Genomic DNA, 13,193 nt, shown 5'->3' on the forward strand with positions numbered 1-13,193 from the left:
ATAATATTTTGAACATTTTTATTAAATATACCTGATGGTACAGTGTGTAGTACGTGTTTTTTTTTATTTATATAAATTGTGTGACCTGCATTTGGTCCTCCCTGAAATCTAGCTATTATGTTATATTTCTTACTTATAAAATCAACAATTTTACCTTTTCCTTCATCACCCCATTGTAGGCCTAATAGTACATCAACACTCATTTTTCACAGTTTTCTTTATTACAATTTCCAAACACATTTAATGAATGGCTTTCTATTTGAAAGTTAGTTGTTTTTTCAATACCAGATAAAATATTTTGAATTCTTGGGTCACAAAACTCATTTATTTTTCCACAGTCATTACAAATTAGATGATCATGCTGTCTTTTTTGTAGTGATTTTTCATACAAGATTTTATTATTATTGAATTGTAATTGTTTAATTAATTTGGCTTTAACAAATATTTCTAAATTATTATATATAGTTGCCTTACTAATCTTTTCTTTTTTATTAATAAAACTATATAAATAATCTATATCAAAATGAGTATTTATTTTATATATATATTTAAGAACAATATATCTTTCAGGAGTTTGCCTTAAATTCTGATTTTTTAAATATTGATTTAATAATGTTTTTTCGTTCATAAATTATTCATTCAATCTGTTAACGGTTTTTACTCCGTCTATTTTCTGTATTTGTCTCATTACTTTATTAAGATGAGTATTATTCTTGACTAAAAGTGTGATTCGTCCGTAAAATAAACCATCATTGCTGTTAAAATTAACTAATTTCATATTAACATTCATATGACTTGATATAATATTAGTTATTTTATTTACAAGTCCAACAGAATCGATCCCTTTTATTTCTATTAAGGCGTCAAAATCAATACTATTAATACTTTTCCATTTACAATTAATTATTCTATAAGAAAAATTAGCACGAAGTCTTATTGCATTTGGACATGATACGGAATGTATTTTAATTCCATCTTTTATTGTAACAAAACCAAATACTTTATCGCCAGATATGGGTTGGCAACATGATGCAATTTTATAATCTAGAACCTCATCTTCTTCTCCAAACACTAATAATTTATTCTTTTCTTCTTTAATAGTTGGAGACGTTTGTTTGTTTTTTCTAATAAACTTTGATTTAATAAAATCATACCAACTATCTCTGTTGTTTTTAAACTCTTTGAGTTGTTCATTAGAGATTTTCCCAATTCCTAACCTATAAAATAATTCCAAGCTGTCATTTAATTCAAAATATATTTGTAATTCGTTAACAGTAGATTCAGAAAATATAATTTTTAAATGTTTTAATTTTCTTATTAAAATTTCCTTACCATTATTTGCAATTTGTTTTTTTTCTTGTTTTAAGGAATTCTTTATTTTATTTCTTGCTTTTGCAGTTACCACAAAATCTAACCAATTTTCTTTAGGAGTTTGTTTGCTAGAATTAATTATTTCAATTTGATCACCACTTTTAAGTCTGTGACTTAGTGGAACAAGTTTGCCATTTACTTTTGTTCCTAAACAACTTTTCCCTAAATCAGTATGAATTTGAAATGCAAAATCCAAAGATGTAGCACCATTTGGAAGAGTTACTAAGTCACCTTTTGGTGAAAAAACAAATATTTCTTCTGCAAAAAGATTTAGTTTAAAATCTTCAATAGTTTCTTCTGCTGAAGTTTTATCATACTCTAGTGTGTCTCTAACTCTGTTAATCCAACTGTCTAAATTCTTTTGAGTTTTTTTATTTGCATGCTTATTTTGTTTGTATTTCCAGTGAGCAGCGTAACCTTTTTCTGCTACTTCATCCATTCTGTTGCTTCTAATTTGAACTTCAACCCACGAACCATCAATTCCCATAACAGTTGTATGTAATGATTCATAGCCATTAAGTTTAGCATTGGAAATCCAGTCTCTCAGTCTGTCAGGGTTTGGTTTGTAAAAATCGGTAACAATAGAGTAGACTTTCCAGCATAATTCTTTCTCTTTTGGAATAGGACAATCTATAATAACTCTGATGGCAAATTTATCAAAGACCTCCTCAAAATCTATCTCTTTTTCTGTCATTTTTTTTCTAATTGAAAAAATTGATTTGGGTCTTCCTTTTATTGAGCAATTAATACGCTCAATTTTTAATTTTTCTTTAATAGGTCGGATAAATTTTTTAATGTATTTTTCTCTGTTATTTTTTGTTTCATTTAGTTTTTTCGAAATATCAAAATAAATATCTGGGTCTGTATACTTCAAGCTAAGGTCTTCTAGTTCAGTTTTTATAGAATATAATCCTAAACGATGAGCAAGTGGTGCATAGAGATATAGTGTTTCAGAAGCAATTTTTTGTTGATTTTTTAAAGTAAGATAATCTAATGAACGCATGTTATCTAACCTATCAGCAATTTTAATTAGAACTACGCGAATATCATTAGAAATAGTTAAAATCATTTTTCTAAAATTTTCAGCTTGAAGTGAAATTTCAGCATCAACAACTCCAGATATTTTGGTTAGTCCATCAATGATTAACTGTACTTGTTCTCCAAATTGGTCTTTAATGTCAGTAGAAGTTATTTCGGTATCTTCTACTACATCATGTAACAGACTACAAATAATAGAGGTAGATCCTAAACCAATATCTCGAGCAACTATTTTTGCAACAGATATAGGATGAGTTATAAATAGATCGCCCGATTTTCTTCTTGTGTCACTATGTGCTTTTATTGCCAAGTTGAAAGCTGCTCTAATACGCTTTTTTTCTTGAGTGTTGATATTAGGATTTAAATTGCGAATCAACGACCTATATTGATTAATAATAATTTTTTTTTCTATTTGTTCATTATTATTTTTCATGCTTTATTTAGATAAAATTGATTACTTAATCAATAACTTTATTTCTAACTTCTCCAAATCCAATTTTCACGTCTTTATTTTTAGCAAATCCTTTCATTATAACTGTGTCATTATTTAATAAAAATTTTCGTATTGTTCCATTATTTAATTTTATTTCTTGTGTCCCAGCCCAGGATAGTTCTAACATAGATCCAAACTCACTTTTATCTGGACCAGATATTGTTCCTGAAGCCATCATATCTCCAGCTTTAATATTGCATCCGTTAATTGTATGGTGAGCCAGTTGTTGACACATATTCCAATACATATATTTAAAGTTTGAGGATGAAACCTTAGTTGGAGATTCATTATTAGGCTGAATAAAAACGTCAAGTTTAATATCATAGTTTTTAGGACCTGTAAATTTTAAATATGAAGTTACCTCTGGTTTTTGTTCTTCTCCATAAATTTTAAATGCTTCTAAAGCATCTAGAGTTACAATCCAAGGAGAAATACTAGATGCGAAACTTTTACCTAAAAATGGACCTAAAGGGACGTATTCAAACTTTTGAATATCTCTGGCTGACCAGTCATTAAAAAGACATAGGCCAAAAATATAATTTTCTGCTTCTGAAGTGGAAATAGATTGCCCCAAGGGTTTTCCTTCACCAGTAATAAATCCCATTTCCAATTCAAAATCTAATAATCTTGTTGGAGATAAAGTTGTTTGATTAGTTGATTTGTCAATTATTTGACCTGACGGTCTTTTTACATTTGTTTCAGAAATTATAATTGAGGATGATCTCCCATGGTATCCTACAGGGATATGTAGCCAATTTGGTAATAATGCATTTTCTGGATCTCGAAACATTTTGCCTACATTTGTTGCATGATCTTTACTTGAGTAAAAATCCGTATAATCACCAATATTGACCGGTTTTATTAGTTGAATATTTTCGAGCTTAAATAGTGTTTGTTCTTTATGGATAAGATTATGTTGTAACTCAGTATTGTTGATATCAAATATTGTGGCTATTTCATCTCGAACTTCTCTCCATATTTTCTTTCCTTGCTTTAAAAATTTATTTAAACTTTTATGAAAAGTTTTGGGAATTAATTTTGTTTCTTTAAAATATCCAAGTTCTTCTAGTTTAGTTAAACTTATAACAGTGTCTCCAATAATTGAAGCTAAATGTATTTCGTTATTATTCAGTTTAAATGCACCAAAGGGAATATTTTGAATTGGAAAATCTGAATCATCATTATATTTGATCCAGGATTTTCTATTAATGTCATTTGCTTTTATCATCCTATTATTATTTTAATGAAAATAAATATATTTAAATTTTATTTGAATATCGAAAATTATGAAAAACTTAGATAAAGATATCTTTTCTTTAATTGAAAATGAACAAAAGCGTCAAATTCAAGGAATTGAATTAATAGCTTCAGAGAATTATGTTAGTCAAAATGTGTTAGATGCAGCAGGTTCAATTTTAACCAATAAATATGCTGAAGGATATCCCGGTAGAAGATATTATGGTGGATGTCATATTGTTGATAAGATTGAAAATGAAGCAATTAAAAGGTTAAAGATTTTATTTAATGCTGAATATGCAAATGTGCAACCTCACTCAGGTTCTCAAGCAAATAGTGCAGTTTATTTAGCATGTTTACATCCAGGAGACAAAATCCTTGGTTTTGACTTATCTCATGGTGGGCATTTAACACATGGTTCGCCTGTCAATTTTTCAGGAAAATTATATAAACCTTATTTTTATGGTGTAAGTAAAGAAACTGGACTAATTAATTATGCTCAATTAAAAGAAACTGCTCTCAAAGAGATGCCTAAAATGATTATTTGCGGTGCATCTGCCTACTCAAGAGATTGGGATTATTCGTTTTTTAGGAAGTTAGCTGATGAAATTGGAGCAATTTTATTAGCTGACATTTCACATCCATCAGGATTAATTGCTAAGGGCTTGTTAAATGATCCTCTCGATTTTTGTGATATAATTACTACAACTACTCATAAAACTCTAAGAGGTCCACGTGGTGGTGTAATAATGATGAAAAAAGATTTTGAAAACCCTTGGAAACGAACAAACAAAAAAGGTGATCTTTTGATGATGTCAACAATTTTAAATTCTGCAGTTTTTCCAGGTTCTCAAGGAGGTCCATTAGAACATATTATTGCAGCTAAAGCAGTTGCCTTTAGAGAGGCATTACAAGATGATTTTTTTCAATATATGGTTAGGGTTCAAAAAAATGCAAAAAGATTATCAGATGGTTTATCTTCTTTAGGTTATGATATTGTATCAAATGGAACAGATAACCATTGTATTTTAATTGATTTAAGGTCTAAAAATATTACAGGCAAGGATGCGGAATATGCTCTTGGTATGGCAGATATTACTGTAAATAAGAATATGGTTCCCTTTGACACTATGTCTCCATTTATTACTTCAGGTATTAGAATTGGTTCAGCAGCAATTACTACAAGAGGAATGCAAGAAAACGATATGGATAAAGTTGTAGAGTATATTGATGAAGCAATTACGCTATTTCAAAACAAAAAAACCTTAAGTGATTTATGTAAAAATATTAATACATTTATGAAGCAGTTTCCAATTTTTAAATATTAATAATTATGAAGTGTGGTATAGTTGGACTACCTAACGTAGGCAAATCAACATTGTTTAATTGTTTATCAAGTGCAAGAGCAATGGCAGCAAATTATCCTTTTGCAACAATAGAACCAAATGTTGGTATTATTCCCGTTCCAGATAAGAGATTGGATCAATTAGCAGATTTAATAAAGCCTCAAAATGTGCAACCTGCAATAATTGAGATTGTAGATATTGCGGGCCTTGTTAAAGGGGCTAGTAAAGGAGAAGGTTTGGGTAATAAATTCTTAGCTAATATTAGAGAAACTAATGCAATTATTCATGTTTTACGTTGTTTTGAAGACACAAATATTACACATGTTGATGGTTTGATAGACCCAGTGAGTGACAAAGAAACTGTTGAACTAGAATTACAACTAAAAGATTTAGAGACTCTTGAGAAAAAGAAAGACAGTCTAAAACGTCTTGCAGCTTCTGGTGATAAAAATGCTAAAAAAGATGTTGATATTATAAATCTGTATTACAATCATTTATTATCAGGTAATTCTGCGAGAACTTTGGATGTGGTAAATGATGACTGTGTTGTCGATTTAAACTTACTAACTAATAAACCAGTCTTATATGTTTGTAATGTTGATGAAGCATCAATAAAAGGTAATACTTTCACCAAAATGGTTGAGCAATCAATTTCTAATGATGTTGCAGAAATATTAATTATTTCTGCTGCAATAGAAGCGGATATTAATGAACTTGAATCATCTTCTGATAAAAAAGAATTTTTAAATGAAATTGGATTAGAAGAACCAGGCGTAAATAAAATTATTCGTTCTGCATATTCTTTATTGGGATTGCAAACTTTTTTTACCGCAGGAGAGAAAGAGGTTCGTGCATGGACTATTAAACAAGGAGCATTTGCTCCACAAGCTGCCGGAGTAATTCACTCAGATTTCGAAAAAGGCTTTATTAGAGCCGAAGTTATTTCTTATGAAGACAGACTAGCTTATGAAACTGAGCATGCTTGTAGAGAAGCTGGTAAAATTGCAATCGAAGGTAAAAACTATCTTGTGAAAGATGGTGATGTAATTCATTTTAGATTTAATGTATAATAATCTTTATTGTTTTCATTGTTAATAAGTTTTAAATGTTCCATGTATGTTTAATTTTTATTCTTTTGTAGATTTAAATCTATATTTATAATAATTCATAAATTTCAATGCCTCAACATCAATATACAGAACAAAGTATTAAATCACTTGATTGGAAAGAGCATATTCGTATGCGTCCAGGTATGTATATTGGAAAACTCGGTGATGGAAATTCTCATGATGATGGCATTTATGTTTTACTAAAAGAGGTACTAGATAATTCCATGGATGAGTTTGTAATGGGGTTTGGTAAAACAATTGATGTAAGTGTGAGAGGGCAAAAGGTAATTGTAAGAGACTATGGAAGAGGAATTCCACTTGGTAAGGTAATTGATTGTGTATCAAAAATTAATACCGGTGGTAAGTATGACACAAAAGCCTTTAAAAAGGCAGTAGGTTTGAATGGTGTAGGAACTAAAGCTGTAAACGCATTATCAGAATATTTTAAAATCCAAAGCAATAGAGATAAGAATACAAAGCTTGCTGAATTTGAGCGTGGAAAGATAGTCAATGATGCTCAAATTACCGAAACTTCTCAAAGAAATGGTACAAGGGTTGCATTCATTCCTGACACAAATATATTTGGTCAGTTTCGATTTTTAGATGATCATATTGTAAGTATGATTTGGAATTATGTTTATTTAAATCCTGGTTTAACAATTGTTTATAATGGTGATAAGTTTTTTTCTGAAAATGGTTTACATGATTTATTAACTGCAAATATTGAGTCTAAATTGAATTATCCAATAATTCATTTAAAAGGTGAAGATATTGAAATAGCTTTAAGTCACTCAATTCAAAAATATGGTGAAACATACTTTTCTTTTGTAAATGGACAACACACTGCTCAAGGTGGCACTCACCAATCAGCATTAAGAGAGAGTATTGTTAAAACTATTAGAGAATTTTATAAAAAAAATTATGATGCTTCTGATATTAGACAATCAATTATTGCTGCAATAAGTATTAAAGTTATGGAGCCAGTCTTTGAGTCACAAACAAAAACTAAATTAGGTTCTGCTGATATGGGGGGGGCTTTACCTACTATAAGAACATATGTAAATGATTTTATTAAGACAAGTTTAGATAATTTTCTTCATAAGAATCCTGAGTTATCAGATTTGTTGCATAAAAAAATCCAACAATCTGAACGTGAAAGGAAGGAATTGTCCGGTATTAAAAAAATCAGCCGAGAAAGAGCTAAGAAAGCCAATTTGCATAATCGTAAATTAAGAGATTGTAAAATCCATTATAATAATTTAAAACAAGACAGAAGACTTGAAACAACCATTTTTATTACTGAGGGTGATTCTGCTAGTGGTTCAATAACAAAATCTAGGGATGTCCAAACCCAGGCTGTTTTCAGTTTAAAGGGAAAACCATTGAATTCTTATGGTTTAACAAAAAGAATAGTTTATGAAAATGAAGAGTTTAATCTATTGCAAAATGCTTTAAATATTGAGGAGGATTTGGATAATTTGAGATATAATAATATTGTAATCGCAACAGATGCGGATGTAGATGGTATGCATATAAGACTTCTTTTAATTACATTTTTTCTACAATTTTTTCCTGATTTAATTAAAGAAAAGCATTTATATATTTTACAAACTCCTTTGTTTAGAGTTCGTAACAAAAAGGCAACAATTTATTGTTATGATGAAAAAGAGAAAAAAGAAGCTGAGGATAAATTAAATGGTAATCTTGAAGTTACAAGATTTAAAGGTCTAGGAGAAATTTCCCCTTCCGAATTTAAAGCATTTATTGGACCTGATATGAGACTTGACCCAGTTGTTTTAAAAGGGGAAACAATTGATGATTTATTAAAATTTTACATGGGAAAAAATACACCAGATAGACAAAGCTTTATAATTGATAATTTAAAAGTTGATGATACTTTAAATGAAAATTAATGATGGATAATGAAAATATAGTTGAATTTTCAAATAATGATGATATGTTGGTTAAACTAGTCCCCATTTCTGAAATGTATAAGGGTTGGTTTTTAGACTACGCTTCTTATGTTATTCTTGAAAGATCAGTTCCTCTAATTTACGATGGTTTAAAGCCTGTTCAACGTAGAATACTTCATTCTTTAAGAGAGCTTCATGATGGTAGATATCATAAGGTGGCAAATATAATTGGTAATACAATGAAGTATCATCCTCATGGTGATGCTTCAATTGGCGATGCACTTGTAAAAGTAGGTCAAAAAGAACTCCTTATTGATATGCAGGGGAACTGGGGAAATATTACTACAGGTGATAGAGCTGCTGCCCCTAGATATATTGAGGCTAGATTAACAAAATTTGCATTAGATGTAGTATTTAGTCCAAAAGTAACAGATTGGCAATCTTCATATGATGGTCGTACTAAAGAACCAACTTCTTTACCAATTAAATTTCCTCTTCTTTTAAATCAAGGTGCAGAAGGAATTGCTGTTGGTCTCTCTACCAAAATTTTACCACATAATTTTATTGAATTAATTGATGCTTCTATATCTATCCTAAAAGGCAAGGGGAAACGTATTTTTCCTGATTTTTTAACTGGCGGTGTTGCAGATTTTTCTGATTATAACGATGGAAAAAGAGGAGGAAAGGTAGTTGTTAGAGCTAAAATTATTAATTCTGAATCTAATGTTTTAAAAATAAATGAGATTCCTTACAATACTACTACTACTAGTTTAATTGAATCAATTTTAAGAGCAAACGAAAAAGGTAAAATAAAAATTAAAAAGATTGAAGACAATACAGCTGAAAATGTTGAGATTTTAATTTATTTACCCTCTGGTGTATCTGTTGATAAAACAATAGATGCTTTATATGCATTTACAGATTGTCAAGTTTCGATTTCACCTCTTTCTTGTGTGATTTTAAATGATAAGCCCGTCTTTTTGGGTGTTAGTGAAATCTTAAAAATATCAACAGATAATACTAAGAATATTTTACTTAAAGAACTCCAAATTAAATTATCAGAATTAGAAGATAGGTGGCAATTTTTATCTCTTGAGCGGATTTTTATTGAAAATAGAATTTATAGAAAGATTGAAGAGTTAACCTCTTGGGATGAAGTAATTCAAGTTATATATAATTCCATAATTCCTTATGAAAAAACATTAATAAGAAAGGTTACTAATGATGATATTGTTCAATTGACTGATATTAAAATTAAAAAAATCACAAGATATGATTTAAATAAAGAACAAGAAAAGATCAAATCTATTGAGTCATTAATTAAAATCACTAAAGAAAACATCCAAAATATTACAGAATATTCAATTAGTTATTTCAAAAATATTAAGAAGGACCATAGTAATGGAAAACAAAGAAAAACCGAAATTAGGATCTTTGATAAGATTATAGCAACAAAAGTAGCTATTGCTAATCAAAGGTTATATGTTAATAGAAAAGATGGCTTTGTTGGAACATCTTTAAGAAAAGATGAATTTGTTTGTGAATGTTCGGACATAGATAATTTAATTGTCTTTAAAAAAGATGGAAATATGGTTGTTACAAAAACAGCTAATAAATCTTTTGTTGGAAAAGATATTATTCATGTAGCTGTTTTTAAAAAAAATGATGAGAGAACAATATACAATATGATTTATCGTGATAATATTTCTAATAAAACATATGTTAAACGTTTTCCTGTTAAAGGTGTTACAAGAGATAAGCAGTATTTGCTTGCTGGTTCTGGAAAGTCAACAGTTTTATATTTTACAGCAAATAAAAATGGGGAAGCAGAAGTAGTTTCAATAATTTTACGGGCAAAGTCTAAATTGAAAAAATTAAAATTCGATATTGATTTTAAAGATATTTTGATTAAAAATAGATCAGTACGTGGAAATATAATAACTCAGCATAGCATTAATAGAGTTGAATTAAAAACTCAAGGAATATCTACTTTGTCAGGTAAAAAAATATGGTATGATAATTCAATTAATAGATTAAATGAAGATGAAAGGGGTGAGTTTTTAGGTGAGTTTATGGCTGATGATAAAATTATTATTGTTTCCTCATCTGGTTATTTTGATTTTGTATCTTATGACCTTTCTACCCACTTTCCAGAAGATATGGTATTAATAGAAAAATTTTCTTCAAATAAATCAATTACGGCAGTATATTTTTATGGCAGTAAAAATCAATTTTATATAAAAAGATTTACTCCTGAATTAAAAACAAAGAAAGTTTACTTTATTGATCAAGGCAAAGAAAGTTATTTAGAATTTATATGTTCTGATTCAAAACATGGATTAGAATTGTCATTTCTTAAGCCTAGAAATAAGAATGCTAGAGAAAATCAAATTATTAATCCAATAGATTTTATTTCTATTAAGGGAGTAGCAGCTGTAGGAAATCAATTATCAAAACACCCTGTAAAAAAGATTTCTAAAGTTAAATTAGAAAACATTGAGCATATTAATAGTGAAGTAGAAGATGTTAGTTTTTCTCATAATGATAAGAATGAAATAGATAATGTTAACAAGGATGATTTAAATTCGAAAGGTGGTCAAATACAGATGAATTTTTAATTTATTTGTATTTTATAACTTTTAAAAATGTATATTAAACTATAATTTTGATAAAATGGGTAGTAAAATTAAACAAAATATTATCGCACAAATTTATAAGTATTGTTTTGGCATTTTATGTTTACTGAGTTTTTCATTTCCTAGTTTAATACTTGGTCAACAAATTCCTTTACATAATCAGTATATTTATAATCCATTAATTATCAATCCCTCATTTGCAGGTGTCAGTGCGATTTCTTCTGTAAATTTAACTAGTAGAAGCCAATGGATAGGTTTTGCTGATGGCATTAATACAATTTCTTTGTCTGGTAACTATGCATTAAGTGAGACCCAAGGTGTAGGTGGTACTTTATTTCAAGATAATACTGGAGCAATTCGAATCACTGGTTTAGAGTTGGATTATTCTTTTAAATTTCCTTTAATTTCTGATTACAACCTTTCATTAGGTTTAGGCTTAGTTCCATATCAGTATTTGTACAATGCAGATTTAGTTAATCATAATATGGAAGGAAATTTAAATAGTGATCTCCAATATGATCCTGCTCTAGATAATTCAGAGAAAAAAACGAATTTAGATGCTAATTTTGGTTTATTTATTTATAATGACTTTTTATATGCAGGCTTTTCTGTATTAAATTTATTACAATCCTCTCCGTTATCAAATGTAGGTAATGGACCTCCCAATCAACTAGTTCGTCATGTATATGCTTTATTAGGTTATAATTATTTTAATACTAGTTCCAAGATTGGCTTAGAGCAAACTATTTTAATGCGTAACACCTCCTATTCGGGTGCACAATTTGATTTTAATATTAAGGCTAGCTTTAATGAACTTTTTTGGTTTTCTTGCGGCTATAGAACTAATAAAGAAGTATTAGCTGGATTTGGTGTAAAGTATGGTAGATTTGGTTTTGTTTATGCAATTGATATAAATAATGGACCGATTGGTCAATTTTCAAATTCTTCTCATGAGTTTGGACTTGTTTTTTACTTGAATAATACTAAGTTTTTCAATTGGAGTAATGATATCAATTTACAATATCAATAAGTTTCTAATCGATATCTAGGTTTTATATCAACTTTTAAATTCGTAAAATCTTTCATTTGATATTTGTAATGACCAGCAATTGCAATCATAGCACCATTATCTGTAGAGTATTCTTTTTTTGGTATATATATATATACTTTGTAGCGTTTTTTTAATAATAGTATTTCGTTTCTAAAACTTTGATTTGCAGCGACTCCACCAGAAATTGCGATGTTTTTTACATTGAATTTTTTTATTGCTAATTCTAATTTCTCAATAAGTACTCTGATAATTGTATGTTGTATCGAAGCACACAAGTCTGATTTTTTTGTTTCTAAAGAATTATCACTATTAACTTCTTTTTCAATTAAACGTTTAATATTAGTTTTTAATCCACTAAAACTAAAATTTAAACCTTTTACTTGAGGTTTTGTAAAATGAAAAGCATGTGGATTCCCATTAAATGCGTTTTTTTCAATTTCAGGTCCACCAGGATAGTCTAGTTTTAACATTTTCGCACATTTATCAAATGTCTCACCAGCAGAATCATCCAATGTTTCACCTATTAGTTTAATATTATTTACGTCTTCAACATATACTAATTGCGTATGCCCTCCTGAAACAGTTAGACAAATTAGGGGGAAATCAGGTTCATTGTCAATACAATTTGCTAGTACATGTGCCTCCATATGATTTACTTCAATTAAAGGTTTTTTTAATGCTAATGATAGACTTTTAGCAAATGAGCTACCTACGAGTAATGAACCCATTAGTCCGGGTCCTCTTGTAAAAGCAATCGCATTAATCATGTTTAGAGAAATTTTAGCTTTTTTAAGCGCTAAAATTAAAGTTGGTATTATATTTTTTTGATGCTCTCTAGATGCGATTTCTGGAACAACTCCGCCATATTTTTTGTGAACTATTTGGTTAGACACTATATTTGATAGTATTTTTTTGTTTTTTGAAATTGAGATTGATGTGTCATCACATGATGTTTCAATACCTAAAATAATAATATCTTTATTAACTTTGTTTATCATAA

The 13,193-nt window shown here is 28.8% G+C and carries 10 protein-coding genes; 5 read left to right on the forward strand and 5 right to left on the reverse strand.

Annotation, left to right across the window (positions count from 1 at the left end; translation table 11 throughout):
- The 4 genes from CBD51_002745 to fahA form a co-directional block, all read right to left on the reverse strand.
- Positions 1–203, reverse strand: a 203-nt coding sequence (locus CBD51_002745) for an adenylosuccinate synthase (GenBank protein ID RPG59543.1), incomplete at its 3' end; no start/stop codon positions are given.
- Positions 200–628: a transcriptional repressor gene (locus CBD51_002750; protein ID RPG59544.1), complete on the reverse strand. Its 429-nt coding sequence runs from the start codon at positions 626–628 to the stop codon at positions 200–202. The genes CBD51_002745 and CBD51_002750, both read right to left, overlap by 4 nt.
- 3 nt (positions 629–631) lie before the next feature.
- Positions 632–2,842, reverse strand: coding sequence for a bifunctional (p)ppGpp synthetase/guanosine-3',5'-bis(diphosphate) 3'-pyrophosphohydrolase (locus tag CBD51_002755; GenBank protein RPG59545.1), 2,211 nt, complete (start codon positions 2,840–2,842; stop codon positions 632–634).
- Between the two features lie 25 nt (positions 2,843–2,867).
- Complete coding sequence (gene fahA / locus CBD51_002760; GenBank protein ID RPG59546.1) at positions 2,868–4,130, reverse strand: fumarylacetoacetase; 1,263 nt, start codon at positions 4,128–4,130, stop codon at positions 2,868–2,870.
- Between the two features lie 58 nt (positions 4,131–4,188).
- On the opposite strand from fahA, the gene CBD51_002765 reads away from it, so the two are divergent.
- From CBD51_002765 to CBD51_002785, 5 genes are all read left to right on the forward strand, one after another.
- Positions 4,189–5,466 carry a serine hydroxymethyltransferase gene (locus tag CBD51_002765; protein RPG59547.1) on the forward strand — a complete coding sequence of 426 codons (1,278 nt, stop codon included), beginning with the start codon at positions 4,189–4,191 and terminating at the stop codon, positions 5,464–5,466.
- A gap of 5 nt (positions 5,467–5,471) precedes the next feature.
- The gene (gene ychF, locus CBD51_002770; protein ID RPG59548.1) at positions 5,472–6,554 is read left to right on the forward strand and encodes a redox-regulated ATPase YchF; all 1,083 of its coding nucleotides are present in this window, start codon (positions 5,472–5,474) and stop codon (positions 6,552–6,554) included.
- Between the two features lie 107 nt (positions 6,555–6,661).
- Complete coding sequence (locus CBD51_002775; GenBank protein ID RPG59549.1) at positions 6,662–8,506, forward strand: type IIA DNA topoisomerase subunit B; 1,845 nt, start codon at positions 6,662–6,664, stop codon at positions 8,504–8,506.
- Entirely contained in the window at positions 8,506–11,124 is a 2,619-nt protein-coding gene (locus tag CBD51_002780; protein ID RPG59550.1) for a DNA gyrase/topoisomerase IV subunit A, read from the forward strand. Before CBD51_002775 ends, CBD51_002780 begins: the two co-directional genes overlap by 1 nt.
- Positions 11,125–11,179: 55 nt before the next feature.
- Entirely contained in the window at positions 11,180–12,172 is a 993-nt protein-coding gene (locus CBD51_002785) for a type IX secretion system membrane protein PorP/SprF (GenBank protein ID RPG59551.1), read from the forward strand.
- Here the strand turns inward: CBD51_002785 and tsaD are convergent.
- Entirely contained in the window at positions 12,166–13,191 is a 1,026-nt protein-coding gene (tsaD, locus tag CBD51_002790) for a tRNA (adenosine(37)-N6)-threonylcarbamoyltransferase complex transferase subunit TsaD (protein RPG59552.1), read from the reverse strand. The genes CBD51_002785 and tsaD overlap by 7 nt on opposite strands.
- Between the last annotated feature and the right edge of the window lie 2 nt (positions 13,192–13,193).

It is taken from the genome of Flavobacteriales bacterium TMED191, from assembly GCA_002171975.2.
Classification (GTDB): Bacteria; Bacteroidota; Bacteroidia; order Flavobacteriales; family TMED113.

Coding starts and splice junctions, on each gene's coding strand:
- tsaD (RPG59552.1), bottom strand. CDS start 13,191: ATGATAAACAAAGTTAATAAAGATATTATTATTTTAGGTATTGAAACA.
- CBD51_002785 (RPG59551.1), top strand. CDS start 11,180: ATGGGTAGTAAAATTAAACAAAATATTATCGCACAAATTTATAAGTAT.
- CBD51_002750 (RPG59544.1), bottom strand. CDS start 628: ATGAACGAAAAAACATTATTAAATCAATATTTAAAAAATCAGAATTTA.
- CBD51_002755 (RPG59545.1), bottom strand. CDS start 2,842: ATGAAAAATAATAATGAACAAATAGAAAAAAAAATTATTATTAATCAA.
- CBD51_002765 (RPG59547.1), top strand. CDS start 4,189: ATGAAAAACTTAGATAAAGATATCTTTTCTTTAATTGAAAATGAACAA.
- CBD51_002780 (RPG59550.1), top strand. CDS start 8,506: ATGATGGATAATGAAAATATAGTTGAATTTTCAAATAATGATGATATG.
- fahA (RPG59546.1), bottom strand. CDS start 4,130: ATGATAAAAGCAAATGACATTAATAGAAAATCCTGGATCAAATATAAT.
- CBD51_002775 (RPG59549.1), top strand. CDS start 6,662: ATGCCTCAACATCAATATACAGAACAAAGTATTAAATCACTTGATTGG.
- ychF (RPG59548.1), top strand. CDS start 5,472: ATGAAGTGTGGTATAGTTGGACTACCTAACGTAGGCAAATCAACATTG.